The organism is Simiaoa sunii (assembly GCF_014337175.1).
Taxonomy (GTDB): domain Bacteria; phylum Bacillota; class Clostridia; order Lachnospirales; family Lachnospiraceae; genus Acetatifactor; species Acetatifactor intestinalis.
Genome location: NZ_CP060633.1, coordinates 2,620,708 through 2,646,999, shown reverse-complemented (window position 1 = coordinate 2,646,999; position 26,292 = coordinate 2,620,708). Strand labels below are relative to the sequence as shown.

The following is a 26,292-nucleotide window of genomic DNA, read 5'->3' as shown; positions in this document are numbered from 1 at the left end:
TGAAACAGAGAGGAAAGACGATATATGGTAACGATCGATCTGATCACAGGCTTCCTGGGATCCGGAAAGACTACTTTTCTGAAAAAATATGCGGAATATCTGATGGATCAGGGACTGCATATCGGTATTCTGGAAAATGATTTCGGTGCCATCAACGTGGATATGCTGATGCTCCACGAACTCAGGGGAGATCAGTGCGAACTGGAGATGATCGCCGGAGGATGCGATGCGGAGAGCCACAGGAGGCGTTTCCGTACGAAGCTGATCTCCATGCGGATGTGTGGTTATGACAGGGTGCTGGTGGAGCCGTCGGGAATCTATGATGTAGATGAGTTTTTTGATGTACTTCGGGAGGAGCCGCTGGACCAGTGGTATGAGATCGGCAATGTCATCGCCATACTGGATGCAAGATTGGAGAATAATCTCTCACAGCAGGCGGACTATCTGCTGGCATCGGAGGCTGCCAATGCCGGAAAAGTGATCCTGAGTCATGCGGATGCAGCCACCAGGGAACAGTGTGAGGACACGGTGGCACATCTCAACCGGGCACTGGAACAGATCCGTTGCGACCGGAGAATCGACCCCAAGAAGGACATCTTACAGAAAAATCTCACGGATCTGACAAAAGAAGATTTAGAGGAAGTATCCCAATGCGGTTATCGTCTGGAAAGTTACCGCAAGATGGATTTAGAAAATGGACAGAGCTTCGACTCTTTATTTTTCATGGAAGAGAAGATTAAGCCGGAGGCTTTGGAACGGGCGGTGCCCAGACTGTTTGCCGACAAGTCCTGCGGAGAAGTATTCCGGATCAAGGGTTTTGTGAAAAACAGAGCAGGACAATGGATGGAATTGAATGCTACACCGGACAGTCATACGATGCAGTCTGTCGCAGTGGGGCAGGAGGTGCTGATCGTCATCGGAGAGCATTTACAGGAAGATAAAATCAGAGAGATTCTGAAGGAGGAAGAGACATGTCAATCTTAAGTCAGTTAAACAGTGTACCGATGTACCTGATCTGTGGAGGGATCATTGCTTTTGTGGCGGTGGTCTGTGTGATTTTTCTGGTGAGGGCATACCGCGCCGGGCAGGCACTCGGTATGGATACCACGAAAATGAAGCGTACGATCATCTCCAGTGCGACCTTTTCCCTGTTGCCCAGTGTGGGGATCCTGCTGGGTGTCATCGCCCTGTCGGGAAGTCTGGGAACACCCTGGCCGTGGCTTCGATTGTCCGTGATCGGTGCCCTGCATTATGAGACCCAGGTGGCGCAGGCAGCGGCAGAGCAGGTGGGCATGAGCACATTGTCTGCTGCGGAAATGACACCGCAGGCATTTTCCACGATCGCACTGCTCATGAGCATCTGCATTATCTGGGGCATGACATTGTCCATTTTCCTGAATAAAAAATATACGCAGAAGCTGACCTCGAATAAAAAATCAGATAAACCGGGCTTTGGAGATATGGCAATGACTGCCATGTTCATCGGACTGGTCAGCACCTACATCGGAAGATATCTCGGCGGTTTTATATCGGAGAACGGATTGTTTACGTTAAACGGCGATTACATTCCGTTAGTGGTAATGGCGGTATCGGCACTGGTGATGGCAGGGTTTGTATACCTCATTGAGAAAAAAGGAAAAGCCTGGGTGGACAGCTTTTCCATTGCCGGAAGCATGATCATCGGCATGACGGCAGCCGTACTGGTGGGGTTGCTGTAAAGTATTCTTCTGAAAAAGTTTTAAGTATCTATGAAATGTCGGAAAGCAAATGAAATAGTTGAAATAAAGACATTGTGTTGAAAACAGAAAAGCTGAAATCTGAAACAGATATTCAGGATGGAGAGTCCGAAGCTGAAAGCTGAATCCTTAGGAAGAGCAATATATTCCAAGATGAAAGGAATAAAAAATATGGAAAATAATGTAGAATTAAATAATATCAAACTAGATAATACAGGTGTAAATACCCCCGGCACAGTCGGTGTCGATGCAAATACACAGCAAACACAGGGTGACAAGTCTGCCTGGGATATTTACACGAAGAAAACGCATGTCATCGGGCGGACTGTGAGTATCATTACGCTGGTGATGTTGGTGGGAGCACCGTTTCTCATCGGTAAGCTTTTAGGTGCGTATCCGGATCTGGGGGCTGTCGGCAAGGGGTTCCTCTCTGTGGGAATCGTATGGCTGGTCAGCAGCATCGCAGAGTTTTTGATCTACACACCGATGCTGGGAGCCGGCGGCGGATACCTGGCATTTATCACCGGTAACCTGATCAATATGAAGATCCCCTGCGCGGTCAATGCGAGAGACATGGTAGGAGCGAAGACAGGAACCCCGGAAAATGAGATCATCTCCACGATCTCCATCGCCACATCTTCCATGGTGACAATCCTCGTCCTGGCACTGGGCGTGTTATTGATGGTGCCGCTGCAGCCCGTGCTGCAGAGTGAAGTATTGCAGCCGGCTTTTGAAAATGTGGTTCCGGCGCTGTTCGGTGCCATGGCGTACAAATATTACCGGAAAAATATGAAGATCGCAGCATTGCCGCTGATCCTCATGAGCCTGTTGTTCATTCTGGTACCGTCCCTGATCGGCTCCACCAGCTTTATGATCGTTCCTTCCGGCGCTATTGCCATCGGTGTGGCATATCTGCTGTTCCGGAAAAAGAATACACAGAAAACGACAGAAGAATAATTAAGAAAAGAGGACAGATATGAAATACATAGGTTTGATACTTCTTGCAGTGGTTGCGGTTATTATATTACTGCTGTTGATCGCAGTGCTTCGTACCTTATTGATGCCGTCGAAGACTTCGACTTATGTGGCAGACGAACCGGAGGAGGAAGCACTGGCACTGGCCCAGAAGCTGTCGAAAATGATTCAATATGACACCACCTCCTATGCCAACGTGGCAGAGGTGGAGAAATTCTTAGGCTTCCATAAGGTGCTGGAGGAACTGTTCCCTCTGGTACATGAGAAACTGGAGAAGACAGAGATCGATGGGAACCTGTTATTTTACTGGAAAGGAAAAAGCTCTGAGAAGCCGATCCTGCTCATGAGCCATCAGGATGTGGTACCTGCGGAGGGCGAGTGGATCCACGCACCTTTTTCCGGAGATATCGCAGAAGGAAAAGTATGGGGCAGAGGCGCATCCGATACCAAGGCCTCTGTAATGGCATTTTTCCAGGCGGTGGAGGAACTCCTGTCGGAAGGGTTCGTCCCGCCCACCGATGTCTACCTGGCAAGCTCCTGCACGGAAGAGTGGGGCGGTGATGGTGCACCGAAGATTGTTGCAGAATTGCAGCGCAGAGGGATCGAGCTGTTTCTGGTATGCGATGAGGGCGGTGCAATCATCACCGAACCCATCGGCGGCATTCATGGCAATTTTGCCATGGTAGGCGTATTTGAAAAGGGCAAGGCAGATGTGAAGTTCACCGCACGGAGCAACGGCGGTCATGCCAGCGCCCCGTCGAAGGGAACGCCCATTGCCAGATTATCTGCTTTTGTCAATGAGGTGGAGACGCATTCCCCGTTCCGGAAAAAGCTGCTACCGGAGGTATCGGCGATGTTCACAGAACTGGCGCCCTACGCCGGATTTGGAATGAAGCTGGTATTCGGTAATGTGTGGCTGTTCGGTCCGGTATTAAAAGCGGTCATGCCTGCGATCAGTGCCCAGGCAGGTGCAATGCTGAAGACGACGATCGCTTTCACGGTGCAGAAGGGCTCCGATGCCTATAATGTGCTGCCCCAGGAGGCTTATGTCGGTGCGAACATGCGATTCATTCCTCATCAGGGAGAGAAAGAAAGCCTGGAGATCATCAAAAAGGTGGCGGATAAGTACGGACTGGAGACTGAAGTGCTGCATGCCAATGACTTTACACCGCCGGTAGATATCCACGGCGAAGCATTCCGCTTAGTGGAAAATACGATTGCAGAGACTTTCCCGGGACTGCCCTCCAGTCCTTATGTGATGACGGGAGCGACCGATGCACAGTTTTACCAGCCGATTTGCAGGAACTGTATCCGTTTTGCACCGGTAGTCTACGGACCGGAACAGATGAAGGGAATGCATGGACTGAATGAAAATATTGAGTATAACTGCCTGCCCGGTGCGGTGAGGTTCTATAAGAATCTGATCCGTGCGGAGAAGTAAGGAGCAAAAGCTATGAACACCATGACAACGTATTCCGGCAGAAAATTCGATCCCACGCAGATGACGCCTGAGGATGTATATATAGAAGATATTGCGCATGCCCTGAGCCTGTTGTGCCGGGGAGGCGGACAGCTGACCTATTTTTATTCGGTGGGACAGCATTCGCTCAACTGTGCTGCGGAAGCGAAAGCCAGAGGGTGGTCTAAGAGGCAGCAGCTCGCCTGTCTGCTCCATGATGCCAGCGAGGGATATATTTCGGATATCATTCGCCCGGTGAAAATCTATCTGACCAATTATCTGGAGATCGAAAGTAAGATTATGGGAACGATTCTCACACATTTCGGACTGGATGATCTGACGGAAGAGGAGAACCTCCGCTGGAAACAGATCGACGATGAGATTCTGGAACTGGAACTGAAGACATTGCTTCACGGCGAAGAGAACAGAGAAGTGCCGCAGCTTTTTTCCGTACCGGATCTGGCGGAGCATACGCCGGGAGAGATCAAAGTCAGGTTCCTGCAGGAGGCAGAGCGATTGGGGGTGCACGGCAGTGATCGTTGAGAAGAAGCCGGAGCGCAGTTATTCTACGACAGTAATGTACATTCTGGCATATTTGGATCGTTATGGCTATCCGGTATTGATTCTGATAGCAGGAGCGCTGGCAGACTTCTACCGGGGGAGAATTACAATGTTGTTTGTACTGGCAGTGGGAATATTATTGGATGGAATCTATAATCTGGTGGGGTATCTGTGTCGTTGGCGACATATTTATCTCTGCTATCAGAGCATGTGCCATACGAAGATGACACCTTCGCGGATTGAGTGGGATCGGATGACAAAAAAGGATGCGTACGGCATTCCTGCTACTTTCATTATTGGCGGAATCATAGGAATATTGGTGAGTATTTTTCTCAGGTAAAGCGCTTATAATTATGCTACAATGGTAACTATTCAGAGCCATGCAAAACTGCGTTCTGCGAATGCTTGCATTCAGGCAGATAAGCAGTTTTATAAGGAAATAGATAAAAACAAGAAAGGTAGGGTATTTTATGGGATTTTTAACAGGAAAGACAGCAATCATCACTGGCGGAGGAAGAGCGGTATTGAGTAACGGAGAGTGCGGATCCATCGGTTACGGTATTGCCACCGCTTATGCAAAAGAAGGTGCCAATCTGGTGCTAACCGGACGCAATGTACAGAAGCTGACGGATGCAAAGGAAGAACTGGAGGCAAAGTACGGTATCAAGGTACTTCCCGTACAGGCAGATGTCAGCGCCGGTTCAGACAATGAAGCAATCGTACAGAATGTGGTGAAGCAGGCGATTGACACTTTCGGAAGGATCGATGTACTGATCAACAATGCCCAGGCTTCCGCTTCCGGTGTGACTATCGCAGATCATACGACGGAGCAGTTTGACCTGGCGGTATATTCCGGTCTGTATGCAGCATTCTACTATATGAAGGCTTGCTATCCTTATCTGAAGGAGACCAAGGGCTCCGTTGTGAACTTTGCCTCCGGCGCAGGTCTCTTCGGTAATTTCGGACAGTGCGCTTATGCGGCGGCCAAGGAAGGTATCCGCGGACTGACCAGAGTCGCAGCTACCGAGTGGGGTCCCGATGGCATCAATGTCAATGTCGTATGTCCTCTGGCATGGACCGCGCAGCTGGAGAAATTCGAGCAGGCATATCCCGATGCTTTCAAGGCAAATGTCAAGATGCCCCCTATGGGACATTACGGTGATGTGGAAAAGGAGATCGGCCGCGTCTGCGTACAGCTGGCTTCTCCCGACTTCAAGTATATGAGCGGTGAGACCCTGACACTGGAAGGCGCTATGGGACAGAGACCGTAAGCTGCTGAAAAATATTTTTTAAAACTAATACTTGAAAGAAAGTAAGAAAGATATTATAATCGAAGCATAAAGAGAAGCAACCGCCCACAAAGTGGTTAGCCTCCCGGTGGTGATAGTAAACCTACCTGTACTGGCCAAGTGACAAGGTAGGTTTATTTATTTTCGCTTGTTTATCCTACTGTCTATGTAGGCAAGCAGCGCAATGAGAAATGTACCACCTAAAAACAACAGGTTTAATACTTCATACATATCCATTAGCACCTTCTCCGCTCCGCTTCGGTCCGCGCAAGGCCGAAGTCCCCCGGACTTCGTGCGCCCTCCCTTCTTAATTAGAGCTATAAGCCGGGAGGCTACCACCTTGCAACACGGTTGCTTCTCAAGAAGTGTATCATGCAGAGTAGTACGTTTCAATTCTAATATTTCGTATACAATTCCACAACAAAAAAGTGTACAATACCATATTTAGTAGTCAGAGGAATAAAAAGAAAATTAAACGGACTATATATAGCAAAATAGAACTTTGACCCGGAATAGGCTGAAAAGTTTTTTCTAAGGTAAAAATTAGATTTTGTTATTTATCCCTGGGACATTTTCACAGACTCTTCCGTCTAATAGTCATAAGACGTATACTTATGAGGAAGAAAGGACGAGGCATATGGGAGAGGTAGAACAACTGGTGCGCAGGGCAAAAAAACGGGATCCGGATGCTTTTACAGAGCTGATGCAGCTTCATGAGAAGGACATGTACCGGACAGCCAGTGCCATCCTTGCGCAGGATGCGGATATTGCGGATGCCATACAGGAGACCATTCTCACTTGTTGGGAAAAAATCGATACTTTACAGAAAAACCGGTATTTTAAGACATGGATGGTCCGCATCCTGATAAACAAATGTAAAGACATTTTACGTTCTGGGAGGCGTGTCGTATGTGTGGAGGAATTTCCGGAGCGGGAAGAGAAGAATACCGTGGAGACAGAAGCTAATCTGGAATGGAAGGAAGCCCTAAGAGGACTGGACGAAAAATATCGTCTGATCGTGGTCCTGTTCTATGCAGAAGGACTGCGGACAGCAGAAATCGGGAAGCTTTTGAAGCTGCCGGACAGTACAGTGCGCACGAGGCTTGCCAGAGGGCGGGAGCAGATGGCGAGATATTATGCGGAGACAGAGGAAGGAGGCGGAAGAAAATGAGACCGATGAATGAAATAGAGATAGAACTTCCACAGATCGTACTGGATAGGGCGGATGCAGCCTATGCGCAGATCAGACAACAGGCAGCGCAGGAGAGTCCTGCGGGCAGGAGAGTCAGAAGCTTTCCCCGGGCAGCAGGCATCCTGTTAGCTGTGGTGATACTTTCTGTCACAGCAGTATCCGCCACCGCCGCCGGAATCATGGGATACCGCCGCTATCTGGCAGAGCGCATGACTGACATCGGGACGGAAGAATTGGGACACTTGGAGATGGTGGCAGGACAAGGCAGTGTTCAGGCGGAATTTAACAGAGAACTGACGGCAAGAGAACAGAGTGTATATGAGCAGCTGACCCGGGAATATGAAGAGGATGGCAAATATCCCGCGGGACAGCTTCATGAATTAGCCGAAGAAGAGAACTATTCCGGCACAGGTGTAGCCGTTCGGAGCACCCCCGGGGAAGAATACGGCTGTCTCATCTATCTGCCGAGTACCACTGTTACCGAAGAGGAATGGCTGGAAGTCATCGAATATGTGCATAAGCTGGATTACAGCATACAGGAGAAAATATGGCAGCAGAAATATTCCGAGGTGTCCTATTTTGATCGTTATGAACAGATGTCAGATGCGGAAATCGATGAACTGTATGCAATGCTTTCTTCCGCACCTGTGGATGTCTGGGGAGGGGACAGCCGTGACCTGACACCGGAGGAACAGACCCGTTATGAAGAGTGGACGGAAAAGTACGAACAGGAAAATGCCTATACAGAGACAACCATTGCAGTGATCACATTCCCGGAAGAATATGACGGACAGGAACTTGTTTACTGTATTGCAGACGCACAGTTTTACTACCCGGAACGGTCGCTGACGGATGAGGAACTGTTGCAGCTGATCGATCTGGAGCACAAAAACCAATATATCTTTGAAAGGATCGGCCGGGAGATCGAGTGCGGAAAACGGGCAGGATGGCCACAGACATATCATTTGCAATAGAAAAGATACTTGACAATAGAGACCACATGTTGTAGTCTGTAGTTAGACCACAACATGTGGTCTCTCTACTTTTGCAAAAGTAAAATAAGAAGATCAAAAGAAATCTATGTAATCAGGAAAACAGTAATAGGAGGAAACAACATGGCAGAAATTCAGTTGGGTGTGATCGAGGCACGATATGCGGATATGATCTGGGAGCATGAACCGGTGTCTTCTTCGGAACTGGTAAAGCTGACGGAGGAAGCATTTCACTGGAAGCGCACCACGGCGCATAATGTACTGCGCAGACTGTGTGACAAGGGTCTGTTTCGCAATGACAACGGGACGGTGACTTCCCTGATCTCCAGAGAAGAGTTCTATGCGATGCAGAGCAGACAGTTTGTGGAGGATACCTTTGAAGGGTCTCTGCCTGCGTTTCTTGCCGCATTTACGAAAGATCGTGCGCTGACCGCAGAAGAAGCTGCGAAGATCCGTAGGATGATCGATGAGGCAGAAGGGGGAAAAGAATGAGCCGCATATTTTCGGGTGTATTACAGATGAGTATTGCCGCGGCATGGATGATCCCTGTCGTAATGGTGCTCAGACTCTTGCTGAAACGGGCGCCGAAATGGGTAAATCTTGTGCTGTGGGGACTTGTGGGACTGCGGCTGGTGTGCCCTTTTGTGCCGGAGAGCCGGTTCAGTCTGATGCCGAAGCTGCCGATATTGTCGGGCTATTTGTACGGAAATATGATAGGCAATCCGGCAGGAAATGCGTTCCGGGCTGATACGCTGCAAACCGGAACTAATTTTTCCAACAATATTTCCCAGGCAGCTTTAGACGGCAGCATGGGCGCAGCCGGATCCGGCATGGGCGGAGTGTTCGGAATTACCGGAAGTGGCATCGGAGCATTTGGAGCAGGAGTATGGAGAATACCGGAACGGCTATTATCTGCATTCTCGATTCTCTGGCTGGCAGGTGTGATCCTTTTTACAGGTTATGCGGTATATAGTTACGCCCGGGTGCGGAGGCAGGTAGCGGAAGCTATGTGGCTGCGGGAGAACCTGTGGATCTGTGATGAGGTAAAATCCCCCTTTATCCTGGGACTGCATAAGCCGAAGATCTATCTGTCCTCCAGTATGGACGAAGCGCAGTACCCTTACGTCATCGCTCATGAACAGGCGCATCTGAAACGGGGCGACCAGTGGTGGAAGCCGCTTGGATTTCTGATCTTAGCGATTCACTGGTTCCATCCTTTTGTCTGGGCAGCGTATATCCTGTTCTGCAACGATTTGGAACTGGCATGCGATGAGAGCGCGGTGAAGAAGCTGAATGCTCAGGAGCGAAAGGACTATTCCTATGCACTGCTTTCCTGCAGTATGCAAAGGCGGCTGGTGACGGTATGCCCGTTGGCCTTTGGGGAAGTAGGGGTGAAAAAGAGAGTGAAAGAGATATTGAATTATAAGAAGCCGACCTTTTGGGTGGTGCTTGCCGCGGTGGCGGTCTGTGGGATCGTAGCGGTATGTTTTCTGACGAATCCAAAGCAGGGGACGACAACCACAATCCTGCTGACGAATGAGGCCGGAAAGAGCGAAAACGGTGTGGATGCCGGGAATGTCGCAAGCGCAGACGAAGTCAATGCGCAACAGGAGACGGACGCCGCATTGCAGGAGGCGCTGGATAAACAGAGAGAACAGGCAGAGGCGGTGAAGGAAGCAAGCGCTGCAGAGCAGGAGAAACAGGCATCGGAGAATCCTGCCGGCTGGATCCCAATGCAGAATGGTAATACTACTACATGGATGAATATGCAGGACGGTGCAACCGCCGGTTTTGTAACAGGAAAGGGAAATGCAGCGTATGCGCAGGTAAAAGTCGGTGATACGACTCTGTTGTTATTATCGGACGGAATTTATCAGGACGGAGAGCATACCTATGCCATGTACTGTGATGTCTACGGTATCGGAGAGGATGCAACACCGGTGCAGATCGGCAAGCTCCTAAGTGAGGGAACCGCATATCCGATCTGCGTCGGAATGTCTGGGTTCTACGTGACCTCCGGGCACAGCATCGAAGTGTACAATCTTGATACTGCGACCGGACAGCTGGTACTGACCGGTTCCAATACAGAAAGCTTTGACGAGAACGGCAATGCAACCTATTATCGTCTGGACAGCCTGGGACAGCGTGTGGAGAGTACTGAGGAGGAGTATCTGCAGGCATGGGAGGAATACAGAAAAGATGCGCAGCCGGTAGAATTCACGACACCATAACAAAAAACTTATACACTTCTGAAAAACAAAATAAAATCATATACACTAAAAAGAATCCGAGTGATCCTTCATCCGGATTCTTTTTATGGTTCTGTAAAAAAGTACCAAAAAAACATAATAAAAATCATGAAAATCAATGAATAAATATATTTTTTATGACAAAAACAGATACACAACTTCTTTTGACGAAATGTTCGGAAAATGATAGATTGCATATTGTATAGAGTGTATAATTTTCTTTGGATATACACATAGATGCAAGCGTTGAAAAGGAGATGCACCCTATGAAATCAAACAAAGAAAAGGTATATGACTTTATCAGACTCCATGCAGATGAAAAGGCAGACGGAGGAATATCCACTGCATACATAGCGGATGCCATGGAACTGCAGCGAACGAATGTAAGCAGCATACTGAATCTTCTGGTACAGGAAGGCAGGATACAAAAATGTAACGGCAGACCGGTTCTCTATAAGGTTGGAAGAGAAGAAAGCACATTGGAAGAATGCTTTTCTGATTTGATCGGAGCGGACGGAAGTCTGAGGCAGATCATTCAGTTGGCAAAGGCAGCAGTACTCTATCCACAACGAAGTCTCAATACGTTATTGGTGGGAGCCCGTGGAACCGGTAAGAGCCGCTTGGCACAAAGAATGTACCGTTTTGCGGTGGAACAGAAAATTCTGCCGGAAAATGCTCCGTTTCTTCACATCGATTGCCACGATTATGCAGCAGGCGGAGAAGTCAGTGCTGAGTCGGATGACAGCTGGAAACAGTCGGAGCAGGGCTTTGTATTTTTCGATAATATTCAGTTTTTAAGTCCGAGAGCCAGAAAAAGGGTGCTGGAGTATCTGCAGTCACCATCCCGAAAATATGCGGTGGCGGTAAGCTGCACGGACAAAGAACAGCTGTCGGATGAGTTCCTGGCAGAATTTTCAGTACAGTTACAGCTGCCGACATTATCGGAGCGGCCGCTGAGGGAACGGATGGAAATGATAAAACACCTTTTTTCCAAAGAGGCTGTGCGGATACAGAGACCGCTGATCGTCAGAGGAGATCTGATGACATGTCTGCTTTTCTATGAGTGTGAAGCGAATTATTATCAGCTCAAAGGAGATATCAAGATCGGCTGCGCCAATGCCTATGTGAGAGAATATGGAAAAACAGGAGATATTTCATTATTTATCAGCGATTTTTCCAATAATGTGCGCAAAGGCATGTTAAAGTACCGGAGAGAAGCAGAGGAGTTGATCGATTTTGAACAGAGATTCACGTTCAGCGGAAAAGAAATCCGGGTCAGCAGGCCGGAAGACGGAACACTATATGACAGAATCAGCCGGAAGGCAGCAGCATTAAAGGAGACAGGAATAGAGGAGGAAGAGATCAACCTTTTGCTGAGCATGGAGGTAGAAAGGACTTTTGATAAATATCGGAAAGCCCTGATACAGGATGTGACGGATAAAAAACAGTTGGAAATCCTGGTGGAAGAAAAGCTGATCAATATTGTGGAAGCATTTTTGCAAAAGGCAAAGGAACAGCTGAAACGTAATTTCTCTCCGTCTGTACTATATGGGCTGTGCCTTCATCTCAATGCAGTGATTACGGGAAAAAGAGAAAAAAGTGCTCCGGACAAAGAAAGTATTGCAGAAATACTGGTATATCACAGAGCAGAATATCTGCTAAGCGAAGAACTTGCAGAACAGATCAAAGCAGAATACGCAGTGGAATTGTCCATGGAAGAAATCTTACTTCTCACAATGTTTTTGTGCTATCAAAATGAGGAAAAGACGGAAAATGCAAGACCGGTATTGATATTTGCATTCTACGGTGTGGGAATAGCTTCCTCCATAGCACAGACGGTCAGTAACATGACAAAGCTGGATAATATTTTTTCTTATGAAATTACCAGTGAGAGAGCCTCCGCAGAGGTATATGGGACACTGAGAAATTTTCTGAAAAAAGTGCAGCAGGGCAAGGGAATTCTGGTCATCTATGATAGTAGTTTTTTGGGAGAAATGCTTCTGGAGATAGAAAATGAACTGGAAATTCCAATCCGGCAGGTCAGAGTTCCGGTAACTACACTTGGAATTGAGCTTGCAAGGCGGACCCTTACAGAAAATGATCCCGACAAGATATTGCAAAGCACAGTGGAGAGTATAGATGGTCTGGACTGTTACAGAAAATACATTGTAACGCTCTGTACCACCGGGAAAGGCGGGGCAGAGGAACTGAAACGTTACATCGAAAAATATGGACAGTTGGAAGATACAGAGGTGATCCCGATGTCGGTTACAGACAAAGAACTGTTGCGTGATAACCTGAAACACCTGATGACCACGGGAGTGGTTCAGTGCATTGTGGGAACCTATGATCCGGGAATGTTTGCAATTCCCTTCCTGCCGATCAGTGAAGTATTCGGAGCCAGAAAAGAGAGTCTTCCAAGATTGCTCCGACTGGAAAAAGAGGCAAAAGCAAAGATAGATTATGATGCAATGTTTGCATATCTGGGAGAACAGCTGACACACACCGATATTGAAAAGCTGAGAAAAATACTGCCGGATATTATGAAAGAAATCAATTCGGCGTTTATGGAGTTATCTTTGGATGCGGAAGCCGGCTTGCTGATTCATATTTCCTGTTGTATTGACAGGCTGCTTGCAAAACAGGAAGTTGCCACAAATCCCAGAAAAGCAGCAATATTGCTTCAATATGACAAGGAATTTAAAAAACTGCTTAAAATAGTAAAACCGTTGGAAAAGACATTTCATGTCATTATCAATGATGATGAGATAGCAAATATTCTGACGATCATATATCAGCTCTAAGAACAGGAGGTTACAAAATGGAAGAAAATATGCAGGAAAAGCTGGAAGAAATCGCGATGATGATCATAGCCAATTCCGGACAGGCAAGATCAGATGCCTTCGCTGCACTGCAGGAGGCGAAAAAAGGAAATTTCGAAGACGCAGAGAAACTTCTGAAGGAGGCAGAAGAGAGTCTTCAAACAGCACATGAATCTCACAGAGAACTGTTGAAAATGGATGCGTCCGGAGAAGTGACGCAGGTAAGTATTTTATTGTGTCATGCGCAGGATCATCTGATGGGAAGTGCACTGGCACTGGATTTGATCCGGGAAATGATCGTTTTATATCAAAAGTAGGGAAAAGCAAGGAGGAATCGTATGGAACGAAAAGTATTATTGATCTGCGCAGGTGGGATGTCTACCGGAATTCTGATGCGTAAGATGGAAAAATATGCAGAGGAACAGGGAATTTCTCTGAAGATCGAAGCAGTGGGAATGTCAGCATATGAAGATGTGTACAAAAATTATGATGTCATTCTGTTGGGACCGCAGGTATCTTATAAAAAGGGTGAGATCGAGCAAAATACGCAAAAACCTATTGCGGTGATTCCGGCATATGATTATGCAATCGGTAATGTGGCCAATATTATGAAGCAGGTGGAAGACTTGTATCAATAAGTCTGCAAAACGTAAAAAGAAGGTATTTCAACAGGGAAGGAGTAAAGGTATGGCAAATTTTTATGAAAGCAAGCCCATGCAATGGGTGAAAAAAGCAGGGGAAAAAGTAGTGGGAAATAAGGGAATACAGGCGATTTCCTCCGGTATGATGATGGTAATGGGTGTAATATTGTTGGGAGCGGTATTCCAATTACTGGCAGTCATATTACAGACGATCGGTATTATCGATCAGAGTTCCGGAATCTATAGTGCACTTATGGTGCCATATAAGGTGTCTATGGGATTTATTTCGCTGTATGTAGCTTTTACCATTGCCTATTCTTATGCAAAGTCTTTAAAAATGCAGGCGCTGATGGCAGGACTGAATTCGATTCTGATCTTTTTGATTGCAGCCGCGCCGATCAAAACAGTAGATCTGGCCGGGGAAGCGGGCGGAACTTTTACCGGAATGGATACCATGGCGCTTGATGCGAAGGGTATGTTTGTAGCCATTATTGTAGCGCTGACCAGCGTACAATTGACACATTTTTTTGAAAAGCATCATCTGGTTATCAAGATGCCGGATGCGGTTCCGGAATTCCTGCAGGATACCTTCCGTTCACTGATTCCTCTGGTAGTAAATGCGATTATCTGGACGGTATTGGGGTATGGCTGTGTGGCATTGACACAGACAGCGCTTCCGGTACTTATTACCGGTCTGCTGGGAATGCCGCTGGCAGCACTGACAAGTGTTCCCGGAATTATTATTATCGTAATCATTGCCAGTCTGTTATGGACAATGGGTGTACATGGAACAGTGGCGGTATATGCGGCAATCGCAGCACCGTTAATGCAGTATTATGCAACCAACTATGCCAATCATGAGGCCGGTCAGGCGCTTGTATTTATGCCAATCGCATTATTCGGTATTATCAATTGCTGTGGCGGAACCGGCAATACACTGGCGCTCTGCGTGATGGGACTGTTCTCGAAATCCGAACAGCTGAAAGCAGTCAGCAAGGCAGCAATCGTGCCCGGTCTGTTTAATATTAACGAGCCTGTGATCTTCGGTTATCCTATTATGTATAATCCGATCATGTGCATTCCCTTTATCCTGAACCCTGTAATTACCATGATCATCTGTTATTTTGGATATATGATAGGATTTTTCAAACCGGCTTACATATCCATTACGGCGACCCTTCCGGTTGGATTTGCACAGTATCTGACGACTTTGTCCTGGACTAATATCTTTATTCCGGTGATTGCTTTTGCAGTGGCGTTTGCATGTTATTGGCCGTTCTTCAAAGTATATGAAAAGGAACTGGTAGCAAAAGAAGCACAGGCAAAGGAAGAAAAATAATGGAAGAAAAGCAGAAAACATTTCCACCCGGATTTCTATGGGGCGGTGCCGTGGCAGCCAATCAGGCAGAAGGCGCCTGGCAGGCGGATGGAAAAGGAGATTCTGTAGCGGATCATATTACTGCGGGGACAAAAACGTCCCCACGGCGATTCACGGAACAGATTCGTCCTGAGGAGAATTATCCAAGTCACGAAGCCATAGATTTCTATCACAGATATGAGGAGGACATTGCTCTATTTGCGGAAATGGGGTTCAAAGTATTCCGAATTTCGATTGCCTGGACCCGTATTTTTCCCAAAGGAGATGAGATATCGCCCAATCGTGCCGGAATTGCGTATTACAGGAAAGTATTTGAAACCTGTAAAAAATACGGAATAGAACCGTTGGTTACCTTGTCTCATTATGAAATGCCTTATTACCTGTGTGAACATTACGGCGGCTGGACCAACCGGCAGACGATTGCATTTTTCCTGCGGTATTGTGAGACGGTATTCAGAGAATATCAGGATCTGGTTCATTACTGGCTGACATTTAATGAAATGAATACCCTGGTCAGCCGTTTCGGAACGCTCCTTGCGGGAGGCATTTTACCCGAGGACGGAGAAGACCTATTCGGGACAAAACGACTGGGATCCCCCGAGACCGCGGCAGAAAAGAGTCGCAGATTCACTGCATTGCATCATCAGTTTCTGGCCGGTGCACAGGCAGTAAAAATAGCACACGAGATCAATCCCGAAAATAAAGTGGGATGTATGCTGTCTGCAGCCGGTGTGCATCCATATACCTGTAGTCCGGAAGATGTATTGGAAGCACAGGCCCAGATGGAACGCAGCAACTGGTTGTGCGGAGATGTGTGCGTAAGAGGAGCATATCCTTATTTTGCGGAACGCTTTTTTAGGGAAAATGGGGTACAGATCCGAAAAGAGACCGGGGATGATGAAATATTGAAGAATGGAAAAGTGGATTTCTTAAGCTTCAGCTATTACAGTTCCCGTTGTGCCACGGCAGACCCGAAAGTGATACAGACAGCAGGGAATATGATGCTTGGTGTGCCCAATCCCTATCTGGAAGCAAGCGAATGGGGATGGATCATTGATCCTAAGGGATTACGTTACCTCCTGAATGAACTGTACGGCAGATATCAGATTCCGCTGATGGTCGTAGAGAACGGACTAGGAGCGGTGGATCGTGTGACAGAAGACAGACAGATTCATGATGATTACCGGATTGCTTATTTAAGCGAACATATCAGACAGATGTGGGAAGCAGTAAATGATGGTGTGGAGTTGCTGGGATACACTCCGTGGGGATGTATCGATTTGATCAGTGCAAGCACCGGTGAAATGAAAAAACGCTATGGCTTTATCTATGTGGACAAAGACGATGAAGGAAAAGGAACCTTGGAACGAAAGAAAAAAGATTCCTTTGCCTGGTATCGGGAGTGCATCAGGACGAATGGAGCCAGCGTACTTTCCACGAATAAAAAAGAGGATAAATTATGACAAAAAAACAGGTTGAGATTGTGAATAAGACAGGACTGCATGCCAGACCGGCTTCTGATTTTGTACTGGAAGCCAAAAAATATGAAAGCAAAATTACGATTTGCAGAGAAAACGGCGTACCGGTGAATGCAAAATCCGTTGTACGGATTCTGGCGGAAGGAATCGGACAGGGAACCAAAATAGAGATTGCTGCGGAAGGCGCAGATGAAGAGCAGGCGGCAGCGTCTCTTGCCGCCTTGGTGGAAAGCGGATTTGGAGAATAAAGGCGGTAAATGTGTATGGAAGAAAGATTACAGGGAAATCCGGTATCTGAGGGAATTGCTTATGCGAAATCTTATATTTACATTCCCGGTACATTGACAAAGGCTCCGGGATTTTTCCCAAAGGGTCAGGAAGAGGAAAAATATCGGGAATTCAGGGAAACCTGTGAAAAGGCAGACGGTGAACTGGTGACATTGTACAACGGTATGTGTAAAGAGGATCCGGATAAGGCAAAAATCTTCAGTGCACATCGGGAATTACTCCAGGATGAAGAAATCCTTGATGAGATCCGGGAGGCAATCTGTGCGGAAAGCATGAATCCGGACAGCGCGGTCAGTAAGGTGTATACGGAATTTGCAGAATTGCTGGCAGGTGTGGAGGATCCGTTGATTGCCGAGCGCGCGGCGGATCTTAGAGATGTCAGAGACCGGCTGCTCCGGATTCTGTCGGGGCAGGAAACGTCTAAGCTGTCTTCGTTTTCGGAAGATGTAATTCTGGTAGCCCATGACCTATTACCCAGTGATACGGCCACCATGGACAGAAAACATATCAAAGGAATCCTGACGGAGGTTGGCGGAGTGAATTCACATTCCGCAATCCTGGCAAGAAGTTACGGAATTCCTGCAATTCTGGGAGTTCCGAATGTTACGGAAAAAATTCCTACAGATACTATGCTTGCCATGGATGGTTTGACCGGAGAAATATTTGTCACACCGGGAGAAGAATGTATTCGCGATATCAGGGAAAAACAGACATCTTTTTTCCGCAAAAAAGAAGCAGAAAAAAATTTTTTAAACAAACCTGCAATTATGAAGGACGGAACAGAAATAAAGATAGGAATCAATATCGGCTCGCAGGAATTTGATGTTCCGACAGACCGGTACGATTTCATCGGCTTGTTCCGTACAGAATTTCTTTATATGGAAGGGAAGGAACTTCCGGGGGAAGAAACACAATTTGAAGCCTATAGGCAGGTTGTGCAAAAGGCAAAAGGAAATCCGATTACTTTGCGGACACTGGATATCGGCGGAGATAAGACATTGCCCTACATGGAATTGCCAAAAGAGGACAATCCTTTTTTAGGGAAAAGAGCAATCAGGCTTTGTTTTGCGGAAAAAGAGTTATTTTTAACGCAACTGCGTGCGGCACTGCGTGCTTCTGCTTACGGACCTCTGCAAATCATGTTTCCGATGGTCGGGAGTCTGGAAGATATTCGCAAGGCAAAAGAGTACCTGAATCTGGCAAAAGAGCAGCTGAAAGAGAGAAAGCAGCAGTTTGATGAACAGATCCGAATCGGTATTATGATAGAGATTCCCGCGATTGCCTTGATTGCAGATCTGGCGGCGGAAGAGGTGGATTTTGCAAGCATAGGATCCAATGACCTGACGCAGTATTTGTCGGCTGCGGATCGGATGAATCCGGAGGTGGCCGCTTATTACAAAAGCGATTCCACGGCAATGCTTCGGCTACTTGGGTTTGTATTCCGGGAGTTTTCCAAACGGGAAAAGGAGATATCTGTCTGCGGAGAAATGGCAGGAAATCCGGAGACCGCCCAATTGCTGGTGGGACTGGGAGCGAGAAAGCTGTCTATGAGCAGTGGAAATATCGCCGGTGTAAAGGCAAAACTGGCTGAATGTACATTACAGGAGCTGACAGCTTTAGCAGAGAAAAAACTATGATCCCTCTTGACAAAAAAATGAAATGTGTTTATATTCATAACAGTGTTATATAACGCTGTTATGAATATTTTTTTTGGAGGAAAAAGTGACAAAACCAATCGAAGGAGTTTCAGAGAGAATTCTCGTCTGTGCCAGAGAAGAATTCCTGGAGAAGGGCTATTCCGAAGCGTCGCTTCGTACGATCGCAGCCAAGGCAGACACTACTACCGGATCCATCTATTCCCGGTTTGGGGACAAGGAAGGATTGTTTTGTGCGATTGTGCAACCGGCTGCGGAAGGGCTGACGCAGATATTCCTTAAGACCCAGGAGGCGTTTCATGCCAGAGAGGCAGAGGAACAGCCGAAGGTAATGGAGGATTATGTGGTAGGCGGTATGGATGAAATGCTTGACTATGTCTATGACCGGTTCGATGATTTCCGGTTACTGCTGGATGCCTCTTACGGTACCAAGTATCAGGATTTCGTGGAGCATCTGGTGGACATTGAGACGGAGTATACCTACAAGTATATGGAAGCTACGAAATTCCTACAGGAAGGCAGCATGATCACTGAGGAGTTCCTACATATCATGGCGAAAGCCATGTTTGACAGCATGTTCGAAGTCGTCAGACACCGCATGGACAGGGATACTGCCAGAAAATATCTGCATATGCTGGAGAAGTATCACTACGGCGGATGGGGAGCCATCATCAAGCTGGGGTGAAGCATAAGATAAGACTGCTATGGAAGATTACGGTAGCAGTCTATCTTAAAAACCGACGGTTAGTTGAAACTAATTATCAATAAGCGGTGTTAGATAGGAAAGACAATAGAGCCTCAAATGTCCGGAAAAGAGAAATGATGAAAAGCAGGGCAAAATGAAAAGAAATTCTAGAAATTAAAGAGTTACATTAAATCCAAAAAATTAATTTAAATCAAAGGGAAAGAGGGAAAGATCACATGAAAAAAGAAAGCTCTATGCAGAAGCTGTTCGCTTATGCGGGCAACTACAAGTACCTGACCATTGCGTCATGGATTCTGTCCGCGGTCAGTGCACTGATTGCATTACTGCCGTTTTATGATATCTGGCGGATCATGCAGGAAGTCGTACTGGCGGCACCGGATTACAGCAAAGCGCAGAATCTGTCCGGCTTGGGCTGGCGTGCGGTGGGATTTGCATTGTTATCCATGTTCATTTATATCTGCGCACTGTTGTGCTCCCACATTGCAGCCTTCCACGTGCAGGCGAATATGCGGAGCACCCTGATGCGTCATATTCTGACGCTGCCCATGGGATTCATGGACAGTGAGGGCAGCGGTAAGATCCGTAAGATCGTCAACGAATCCACCGCAGCCACCGAGACCTATCTGGCACACCAGTTGCCGGATAAGGCTGGAGCGATGGCAACTCCTGTGGGACTGCTGCTGCTTTTGGTGATATTTGACTGGAAACTGGGGCTGTTAAGTCTCGTGCCCGTCTTCTTTGCATTCCTCATCATGGGTGCCATGACCGGACAGCGCATGAAAGATAAAATGACAGAATACCAGAATGCGTTGGAGGAGATGTCCAGTGAAGCTGTGGAATATGTCCGCGGTATCCCGGTGGTGAAGACCTTCGGACAGTCGGTATTTTCCTTCAAGCGGTTCCAGACCTCTATTAAAAAATATGAAAAATGGACCATCGCCTATACCAAAGAACTGATGTGGCCCATGGTAGGCTTTACCACACTGATCAATGCGATCTTCGCCGTTCTGATCGGTGCCGCTTACTGGTTCGGCGGAGCGAGTGGGGATCCTGAGGTGCTGATCAACCTTCTGTTTTACATCATTATCACTCCGGTATTGACCGTTACATTAGGCAAGATCATGTACGGCGGAGAGAATCAGATGATCGTGGAGGATGCCCTGAAAAGAACTGATGGTATCTTAAGCCGCAAGCCTCTGCCGGAAGCAGAAAAAGAGCAGAACATCAAGGATCATTCCATTGCGTTGCAGAAGGTATCCTTCCGCTATGAAAATGCGGGAAGAGATGCCCTGCATCAGATCAATCTCGATATCAAAGAAGGAGAGCATGTGGCATTTGTCGGTCCCTCCGGCGGCGGTAAGACCACGCTGGCAAGCCTTATTGCCCGTTTCTACGATACCACAGAAGGTAAGGTATGCATCGGTGGCGTGGATGTGAAGGAGATTCCTTCCGCACAGCTGATGAATATGGTGTCCTTCGTATTTCAGGACAGCAAATTGCTTAAGATGTCCATTTACGATAATGTCCGCATGGGCAAAAAGGATGCCACCAGAGAAGAAGTCATGGAAGCTCTGAAAAATGCCCAGTGTGAGGACATTATTGCAAAGCTGCCGGACGGTGTGGATACCGTCATCGGAAGCCAGGGTACTTATGTATCCGGAGGTGAGGCACAGCGCCTGTCCATTGCGAGAGCGATGTTAAAAAATGCACCGATCCTGATCCTGGATGAAGCTACCGCTTTTGCTGATCCGGATAATGAGGCGAAGGTACAGCAGGCATTTACGAAGCTTTCCGCAGGCAAGACCGTGATCATGATCGCACACAGATTGTCCTCGGTTGTGGATGCCGACCGCATCTGTGTGTTGAAGGATGGCGGAATTGTGGAACAGGGAAACCATGAAATATTGCTGGAACAAAACGGACTGTATGCCCATATGTGGGAAGAGTACAATAAATCCGTCAGCTGGAAAGTAGGAAAGGGGGAGAAATAGAATGAGTAGCTTACAGGCAAAATTGCAGCATAAATACGCGCTTTCCGAAAAAGGTGCGAAGGATATGATAAAGGCATTTGTATCCGTAACATGTTCCGATCTGGTGTTGATGTTCCCGGTATGGATGCTGTATTTTCTGGTAAGAGATTATTTACAGGGCACCATGGCAGGCAGAGGTGTTTTCTACATTGTGGGCTGCGTACTCTGTCTTCTTCTGATCGCGCTGACAACGTTGGTGCAGTATCGTGCCACGTTCCTGGCAACTTATGTGGAGAGCGGCGTGCGCAGAATTGCTCTGGCAGAGCAGTTGCGTAAGATACCACTGTCCTTCTTCGGAAAAAAAGATCTGTCCGATCTGACAAGTACCATTATGGCGGACTGTGCCACCATGGAGACTGCATCCTCCCATTTCATTCCGGAACTGGTTGGTTCCTGTATCTCCACCACACTGATCGCTGTGGGTACCTTTTTCCTAAACTGGAGAATGGCAATCGCAGCACTGTGGGTACTGCCTGTGTCTTTCCTCATTGTGGGATGTTCCGGCAGGGTACAGAAGAGCTTAAGTAAGAAGCAGATGAAATTAAAAATGGACTGCGCGGACGGCATTCAGGAATGCCTGGAGACCGTACGTGACCTCCGGGCCAACAATGCCCAGGCTGAGTACATGGAAGGCTTAGAGGGCAAGATCCGTGCCGTGGAAAAACATGCACTGGTGACGGAGCTTGGTACGGCAGTCTTTGTAGGCGGTGCCCAGATGATCTTAAAGCTTGGCATCGCTACCGTGGCATTGACCGGCGGTGTGTTGTTAGTAAAGGGAGAGATCGATATCCTGACCTTCTTCGTATTCCTCCTGTTGGTATCCAGAATGTATGATCCTCTACAGGTGGCACTGCAGAATCTGGCAGCTATTATCAGTACCGGTGTGCAGTGTGACCGTCTCGACGAGATCCTGTCCCATGAGATCCAGACCGGTGCCAGCACCATGGATCCTAAGGGGTATGACATCGAATTTTCCCATGTGGGATTCTCCTATGACAGTCAGGATACCGTACTTCGCGATGTCACTTTCACGGCAAAACAAGGCGAAGTGACCGCATTGATCGGACCTTCCGGCGGCGGTAAGACCACCGTGTCCAGACTGGCTTCCCGGTTCTGGGATATCCATAAAGGTAAGATCACCGTGGGCGGCATGGACATCTCCACCATCGATCCGGAGACACTGATGTCTCTGTACGCTATCGTATTCCAGGATGTGACACTGTTCAATAATACGGTGATGGAAAATATCCGTATCGGCAGGCAGAATGCTACGGATGAAGAAGTGCTGGCAGCGGCAAAGCTGGCGCATTGCGATGAGTTCGCGGAGAAGCTTCCGAACGGCTGGCAGACCATGATCGGTGAGAACGGTTCGGAACTGTCCGGCGGTGAGAGACAGCGGATCTCCATTGCCAGAGCCTTTTTAAAGGATGCTCCCATCATCCTCATGGATGAGGCAACCGCTTCTCTGGATGTAGATAACGAGACACTGATTCAGGAATCCCTTTCCAAGCTGATCCGCAACAAGACGGTTATGATCATTGCGCACCGCATGCGTACTGTGGCAGACGCAGACAAAATCGTTGTATTGAAGGATGGCGTGGTGGCAGAGCAGGGAACGCCTGCCGAACTGGAAGCAAAAGACGGCATTTATCGGCATATGAAAGCCACTCAGATGGAGGCTGCCGGCTGGACATTATAATCAAATAGCCTTTTTAATAGGAGCGGTCCGCTTGTTTACAGGCGGATCGCTTTTAGCATATTGCGTAATTCCTGCGAACGACATATAATACAATCCAACGGCAGAAAATTATCAAATGGAGAGGAACACAGAGGAATACCATGCAGATAGCAGCAATGAAAAAAGACGATTTTTACAGACAGATGTTCAAACTGACCATCCCGATCATTATACAGAATCTGCTCAGTGCAGCGGTGAATTCCGCGGATGTCATTATGCTAAACTATGTGGGACAGTCTGCAATATCCGCAGTATCCCTAGCGGCGAATTACTCCAACATTTTATTTATGGTGTACTACGGACTGGGGACGGGAGCGTCCTTACTGTGTGCCCAATATTACGGAAAAGGAAATCTGGAAGCCATCCATACGGTGGAGGGCATTACCCTGCGATTCTCCATGGTAATTTCCGGACTTGTGGCGCTGGTGGCATTTTTTATGCCGCAGTATATGATGCTGTTATTTACCTCCGATCAGGAACTGATCACCATCGGTGCCTCTTATCTGCGGATCATGGGCATCACATACCTGTGCTGGGGCATCACGGAAGTATATCTTGCCATCCTGCGAAGCGTAGGTCGCGTGACGGTCAGTATGGCGTTGAATATGCTGGCTTTCGTATTGAATGTCATTCTGAATGCCACATTTATCTTCGGACTGTTCGGCATGCCGAAGCTGGGAGCTACCGGTGTTGCCATTGCCACAGCCCTGTCCCGACTGGTGGAACTGGTGGCATGCGTCATTGTATCTTTCTTGAGCAAAAATGTAAAACTGCATCCGAAGTACCTGTTCGTTCACAGTAAGGTGCTGACACAAGATTTCATGCGTCTGTCTCTGCCCGCACTGGGAAACGATGTGTCCTGGAGTGTGGCGTTTTCCATGTATTCCGTGATCCTTGGGCATCTGGGAACAGATGCGGTGGCTGCTAATTCACTGGTCGTCGTAGTGCGCAATATTGGTACGGTGTTCTGTTTTGCCATTGCCAGTGCAGGTAGCATATTGCTGGGAAATATTATGGGACAAGGCAATCTGGAGAAGTCGAAGAGTTACGCTTCCCGGATGTTGAAGATGACGGTAATCGCCGGAACTATAGGCGGCCTGATCGTACTGGCAATTACACCCTTTGTGTTACGGTTTGCTACATTGAATGAAACTGCCATGCATTATCTGAAATATATGCTGCTCATCAATACTTATTATATTATGGGTGCTGCCGTGAATACGGCGTTGATCGCCGGAGTATTCCGTGCCGGCGGAGATACGAAGTTCGGACTGATCTGCGATACGATCGATATGTGGTGTTATGCGATCCCTGTGGGATTCTTCGCCGCATTTGTACTGAAACTCCCGGTGCTGTGGGTCTATTTCCTGTTATGCACCGATGAATTTGTCAAATGGCCCTGGGTCATTAAGCATTACCGCGAGGGTAAATGGGCGAAGAATATTACCAGAGAAGAAGTATGATTCTAAGTTAAATTACATGGCCTTTTCCTGTTCTTCCTGAATCTCTGGGAAGACAGATAACATGGGCTTTACGTCTTCTTTTTTAATGATACGTGCCACGTAATTTTTTGTGATCTTCATTACTACGGGAGACAGGGCTATGACACCGATCAGGTTGGGGATCGCCATCAGACCGTTAAAGGTATCGGACAGATCCCAGGCAAGACTTAAGTTCATGGTGCAGCCGATGAAGATCATCAGTACGAATGCAACCTTGTAGACAATGGTGGATTTTGTACCGAATAAATATTCACATGCCTTGGAGCCGTAGTGACTCCAGCCCAGTACAGTAGAGAAGGCGAACAGCAGGATCGCAATGGCGATGAAGGCGGGACCGAAGCTGCCGAATACGGTAGCAAAAGCCTGACCTACCAGAGCGGAACCGGACACATCCACCAATACGGCACCGGTGTCCAGATCGATCAGTCCGGAGGACAGAACTGCGAAAGCCGTCAGTGTACATACGACCATAGTGTCAGCGAATACCTCGAAGATGCCCCACATACCCTGACGTACGGGCTCTTTTACGTTGGAACTGGAATGCACCATAACGGAGGAACCAAGACCGGCTTCGTTAGAGAACACGCCACGCTTCATACCCCAGGTCAGCGCCAGTTTTACACCGGAACCCACGATACCTCCGCCTACGGCTTTCAGCCCGAAGGCACCTTTGAAGATTGCGGTAAATATAGCACCGACATGACTGATATTGGCGAAGAAGATCACAAGAGCTCCAAGGACATAAGCGATGGCCATAAAAGGCACCAGCTTCTCCGTCACGGAAGCGATTCTTTTTAATCCACCGACGATAACGAGGGCACCTACGAGTACCAGAACAATACCGGTCACGGTTGCGGGAATCGAAAAGGCGGAAGTCATATTGGCAGCGATGGAATTCACCTGACTCATGTTACCGATACCGAAGGAAGCCAGCAGACAGAAAGCTGAGAACAGCGTTGCAAGTATTGCGCCGATCTGTTTGCAGCCCTTATAGGAGCCGAGGCCGTCCTTTAAGTAGTACATGGCACCGCCGCTCCACTCCCCTCTGGAGTTCCGGCGGCGGTAGTAGATACCCAGCACATTTTCCGAGTAGTTGGTCATCATGCCGAAGAAAGCCACGACCCACATCCAGAAGATGGCACCGGGACCGCCGGCGACCAGGGCACTTGCCACACCGACGATATTACCGGTGCCGATGGTGGCAGCCAATGCGGTGCACAGCGACTGGAACTGGGAAATGGACTGATCTCCGGCCTCCGTATGTTTCGTTACATGCTTGTCGTGAAAGATGCCGCCCACCGTGTTTTTGAACCAGTGTCCCAGATGGGATAACTGGAAAAATTTCGTCAGGATCGTCATCAGGATACCGGTACCTACCAGCAGTACCAGCATGGGGACACCCCATACGAATCCATTGACGGCACTGTTCACATTCGTAATGAACTCTACCATATACATTCTCCTCTCTGTTTTCAGGTAAAAGAAAAAGCGCAGACATCCGAAGATGTCCACGCTGACATAGTTACCTGATTTTTGTTTCGATTTATTTTTCATAGTATAACATACCATTTTCTGTGATGCAATTAAAAATTTATGACTAT

The 26,292-nt window shown here is 47.7% G+C and carries 24 protein-coding genes; 22 read left to right on the top strand and 2 right to left on the bottom strand.

Annotation, left to right across the window (positions count from 1 at the left end; all coding sequences use genetic code 11):
- Positions 1-24 precede the first annotated feature (24 nt).
- The 7 genes from H9Q77_RS12200 to H9Q77_RS12170 all read left to right on the top strand — a co-directional run bounded on the left by H9Q77_RS12200 (position 25) and on the right by H9Q77_RS12170 (position 6,002).
- A complete protein-coding gene (locus tag H9Q77_RS12200) occupies positions 25-984 on the top strand; it encodes a GTP-binding protein (protein ID WP_118549973.1) in 960 nt (319 codons plus the stop codon).
- Positions 972-1,718, top strand: coding sequence for a DUF5058 family protein (locus tag H9Q77_RS12195; RefSeq protein WP_118547607.1), 747 nt, complete (start codon positions 972-974; stop codon positions 1,716-1,718). Before H9Q77_RS12200 ends, H9Q77_RS12195 begins: the two co-directional genes overlap by 13 nt.
- Positions 1,719-1,907: 189 nt before the next feature.
- A complete protein-coding gene (locus H9Q77_RS12190; RefSeq protein ID WP_249325755.1) occupies positions 1,908-2,693 on the top strand; it encodes a hypothetical protein in 786 nt (261 codons plus the stop codon).
- A 19-nt stretch (positions 2,694-2,712) separates the two neighbouring features.
- Entirely contained in the window at positions 2,713-4,152 is a 1,440-nt protein-coding gene (locus H9Q77_RS12185; RefSeq protein ID WP_249325753.1) for a M20/M25/M40 family metallo-hydrolase, read from the top strand.
- A 12-nt stretch (positions 4,153-4,164) separates the two neighbouring features.
- On the top strand, positions 4,165-4,713 hold the full coding sequence (locus H9Q77_RS12180; RefSeq protein ID WP_249325751.1) for a phosphohydrolase: 549 nt from the start codon (positions 4,165-4,167) through the stop codon (positions 4,711-4,713).
- Entirely contained in the window at positions 4,703-5,071 is a 369-nt protein-coding gene (locus H9Q77_RS12175; protein WP_118547611.1) for a hypothetical protein, read from the top strand. The genes H9Q77_RS12180 and H9Q77_RS12175 overlap by 11 nt, the downstream gene beginning before the upstream one ends.
- Positions 5,072-5,201: 130 nt before the next feature.
- The gene (locus H9Q77_RS12170) at positions 5,202-6,002 is read left to right on the top strand and encodes an SDR family NAD(P)-dependent oxidoreductase (RefSeq protein ID WP_249325749.1); all 801 of its coding nucleotides are present in this window, start codon (positions 5,202-5,204) and stop codon (positions 6,000-6,002) included.
- A gap of 156 nt (positions 6,003-6,158) precedes the next feature.
- On the opposite strand, the gene H9Q77_RS12165 is transcribed toward H9Q77_RS12170, so the two are convergent.
- Complete coding sequence (locus tag H9Q77_RS12165) at positions 6,159-6,251, bottom strand: putative holin-like toxin (protein WP_227061454.1); 93 nt, start codon at positions 6,249-6,251, stop codon at positions 6,159-6,161.
- Between the two features lie 406 nt (positions 6,252-6,657).
- On the opposite strand from H9Q77_RS12165, the gene H9Q77_RS12160 reads away from it, so the two are divergent.
- The 15 genes from H9Q77_RS12160 (at position 6,658) to H9Q77_RS12090 (ending at position 24,652) form a co-directional block, all read left to right on the top strand.
- Positions 6,658-7,191: an RNA polymerase sigma factor gene (locus H9Q77_RS12160; protein WP_249325748.1), complete on the top strand. Its 534-nt coding sequence runs from the start codon at positions 6,658-6,660 to the stop codon at positions 7,189-7,191.
- Positions 7,188-8,186 carry a hypothetical protein gene (locus H9Q77_RS12155; RefSeq protein ID WP_249325746.1) on the top strand — a complete coding sequence of 333 codons (999 nt, stop codon included), beginning with the start codon at positions 7,188-7,190 and terminating at the stop codon, positions 8,184-8,186. The genes H9Q77_RS12160 and H9Q77_RS12155 overlap by 4 nt, the downstream gene beginning before the upstream one ends.
- Before the next feature lie 141 nt (positions 8,187-8,327).
- A complete protein-coding gene (locus tag H9Q77_RS12150) occupies positions 8,328-8,696 on the top strand; it encodes a BlaI/MecI/CopY family transcriptional regulator (protein ID WP_249325744.1) in 369 nt (122 codons plus the stop codon).
- Positions 8,693-10,435, top strand: coding sequence for a M56 family metallopeptidase (locus H9Q77_RS12145; protein WP_249325743.1), 1,743 nt, complete (start codon positions 8,693-8,695; stop codon positions 10,433-10,435). Before H9Q77_RS12150 ends, H9Q77_RS12145 begins: the two co-directional genes overlap by 4 nt.
- A gap of 284 nt (positions 10,436-10,719) precedes the next feature.
- Positions 10,720-13,257: a PRD domain-containing protein gene (locus H9Q77_RS12140; protein WP_249325742.1), complete on the top strand. Its 2,538-nt coding sequence runs from the start codon at positions 10,720-10,722 to the stop codon at positions 13,255-13,257.
- Between the two features lie 17 nt (positions 13,258-13,274).
- Entirely contained in the window at positions 13,275-13,592 is a 318-nt protein-coding gene (locus tag H9Q77_RS12135) for a PTS lactose/cellobiose transporter subunit IIA (RefSeq protein WP_118503411.1), read from the top strand.
- Between the two features lie 21 nt (positions 13,593-13,613).
- Positions 13,614-13,913, top strand: a complete 300-nt coding sequence (locus H9Q77_RS12130; RefSeq protein ID WP_118537803.1) for a PTS sugar transporter subunit IIB — start codon at positions 13,614-13,616, stop codon at positions 13,911-13,913.
- 49 nt (positions 13,914-13,962) lie between these two features.
- A complete protein-coding gene (locus H9Q77_RS12125) occupies positions 13,963-15,255 on the top strand; it encodes a PTS sugar transporter subunit IIC (protein WP_118503415.1) in 1,293 nt (430 codons plus the stop codon).
- Positions 15,255-16,757, top strand: coding sequence for a 6-phospho-beta-glucosidase (gene ascB, locus H9Q77_RS12120; RefSeq protein ID WP_249325740.1), 1,503 nt, complete (start codon positions 15,255-15,257; stop codon positions 16,755-16,757). Before H9Q77_RS12125 ends, ascB begins: the two co-directional genes overlap by 1 nt.
- Positions 16,754-17,020 carry an HPr family phosphocarrier protein gene (locus H9Q77_RS12115; RefSeq protein ID WP_118503419.1) on the top strand — a complete coding sequence of 89 codons (267 nt, stop codon included), beginning with the start codon at positions 16,754-16,756 and terminating at the stop codon, positions 17,018-17,020. Before ascB ends, H9Q77_RS12115 begins: the two co-directional genes overlap by 4 nt.
- 15 nt (positions 17,021-17,035) lie before the next feature.
- Positions 17,036-18,697: a phosphoenolpyruvate--protein phosphotransferase gene (gene ptsP / locus H9Q77_RS12110; RefSeq protein ID WP_249325738.1), complete on the top strand. Its 1,662-nt coding sequence runs from the start codon at positions 17,036-17,038 to the stop codon at positions 18,695-18,697.
- Between the two features lie 85 nt (positions 18,698-18,782).
- Positions 18,783-19,400, top strand: coding sequence for a TetR/AcrR family transcriptional regulator (locus tag H9Q77_RS12105; protein ID WP_249325736.1), 618 nt, complete (start codon positions 18,783-18,785; stop codon positions 19,398-19,400).
- A gap of 236 nt (positions 19,401-19,636) precedes the next feature.
- Complete coding sequence (locus H9Q77_RS12100) at positions 19,637-21,412, top strand: ABC transporter ATP-binding protein (RefSeq protein WP_249325735.1); 1,776 nt, start codon at positions 19,637-19,639, stop codon at positions 21,410-21,412.
- Between the two features lies 1 nt (position 21,413).
- Positions 21,414-23,150, top strand: a complete 1,737-nt coding sequence (locus tag H9Q77_RS12095; RefSeq protein WP_249325733.1) for an ABC transporter ATP-binding protein — start codon at positions 21,414-21,416, stop codon at positions 23,148-23,150.
- Between the two features lie 140 nt (positions 23,151-23,290).
- Positions 23,291-24,652, top strand: coding sequence for an MATE family efflux transporter (locus H9Q77_RS12090; RefSeq protein WP_249325732.1), 1,362 nt, complete (start codon positions 23,291-23,293; stop codon positions 24,650-24,652).
- Positions 24,653-24,664: 12 nt separating this feature from the next.
- On the opposite strand, the gene H9Q77_RS12085 is transcribed toward H9Q77_RS12090, so the two are convergent.
- Positions 24,665-26,143 (bottom strand): alanine/glycine:cation symporter family protein, encoded by a 1,479-nt coding sequence (locus tag H9Q77_RS12085; RefSeq protein WP_249327161.1) that lies wholly within the window; start codon positions 26,141-26,143, stop codon positions 24,665-24,667.
- Between the last annotated feature and the right edge of the window lie 149 nt (positions 26,144-26,292).

Bases quoted from the DNA above. Each gene is read 5' to 3' on its own strand.
- H9Q77_RS12090 (WP_249325732.1), top strand. From the start codon at position 23,291: ATGCAGATAGCAGCAATGAAAAAAGACGATTTTTACAGACAGATGTTC.
- H9Q77_RS12185 (WP_249325753.1), top strand. From the start codon at position 2,713: ATGAAATACATAGGTTTGATACTTCTTGCAGTGGTTGCGGTTATTATA.
- H9Q77_RS12100 (WP_249325735.1), top strand. From the start codon at position 19,637: ATGAAAAAAGAAAGCTCTATGCAGAAGCTGTTCGCTTATGCGGGCAAC.
- H9Q77_RS12140 (WP_249325742.1), top strand. From the start codon at position 10,720: ATGAAATCAAACAAAGAAAAGGTATATGACTTTATCAGACTCCATGCA.
- H9Q77_RS12085 (WP_249327161.1), bottom strand. From the start codon at position 26,143: ATGGTAGAGTTCATTACGAATGTGAACAGTGCCGTCAATGGATTCGTA.
- H9Q77_RS12160 (WP_249325748.1), top strand. From the start codon at position 6,658: ATGGGAGAGGTAGAACAACTGGTGCGCAGGGCAAAAAAACGGGATCCG.
- H9Q77_RS12165 (WP_227061454.1), bottom strand. From the start codon at position 6,251: ATGTATGAAGTATTAAACCTGTTGTTTTTAGGTGGTACATTTCTCATT.
- H9Q77_RS12145 (WP_249325743.1), top strand. From the start codon at position 8,693: ATGAGCCGCATATTTTCGGGTGTATTACAGATGAGTATTGCCGCGGCA.
- H9Q77_RS12135 (WP_118503411.1), top strand. From the start codon at position 13,275: ATGGAAGAAAATATGCAGGAAAAGCTGGAAGAAATCGCGATGATGATC.
- H9Q77_RS12190 (WP_249325755.1), top strand. From the start codon at position 1,908: ATGGAAAATAATGTAGAATTAAATAATATCAAACTAGATAATACAGGT.
- H9Q77_RS12150 (WP_249325744.1), top strand. From the start codon at position 8,328: ATGGCAGAAATTCAGTTGGGTGTGATCGAGGCACGATATGCGGATATG.
- ascB (WP_249325740.1), top strand. From the start codon at position 15,255: ATGGAAGAAAAGCAGAAAACATTTCCACCCGGATTTCTATGGGGCGGT.
- H9Q77_RS12195 (WP_118547607.1), top strand. From the start codon at position 972: ATGTCAATCTTAAGTCAGTTAAACAGTGTACCGATGTACCTGATCTGT.
- H9Q77_RS12155 (WP_249325746.1), top strand. From the start codon at position 7,188: ATGAGACCGATGAATGAAATAGAGATAGAACTTCCACAGATCGTACTG.
- H9Q77_RS12125 (WP_118503415.1), top strand. From the start codon at position 13,963: ATGGCAAATTTTTATGAAAGCAAGCCCATGCAATGGGTGAAAAAAGCA.
- ptsP (WP_249325738.1), top strand. From the start codon at position 17,036: ATGGAAGAAAGATTACAGGGAAATCCGGTATCTGAGGGAATTGCTTAT.
- H9Q77_RS12170 (WP_249325749.1), top strand. From the start codon at position 5,202: ATGGGATTTTTAACAGGAAAGACAGCAATCATCACTGGCGGAGGAAGA.
- H9Q77_RS12130 (WP_118537803.1), top strand. From the start codon at position 13,614: ATGGAACGAAAAGTATTATTGATCTGCGCAGGTGGGATGTCTACCGGA.
- H9Q77_RS12200 (WP_118549973.1), top strand. From the start codon at position 25: ATGGTAACGATCGATCTGATCACAGGCTTCCTGGGATCCGGAAAGACT.
- H9Q77_RS12180 (WP_249325751.1), top strand. From the start codon at position 4,165: ATGAACACCATGACAACGTATTCCGGCAGAAAATTCGATCCCACGCAG.
- H9Q77_RS12095 (WP_249325733.1), top strand. From the start codon at position 21,414: ATGAGTAGCTTACAGGCAAAATTGCAGCATAAATACGCGCTTTCCGAA.
- H9Q77_RS12115 (WP_118503419.1), top strand. From the start codon at position 16,754: ATGACAAAAAAACAGGTTGAGATTGTGAATAAGACAGGACTGCATGCC.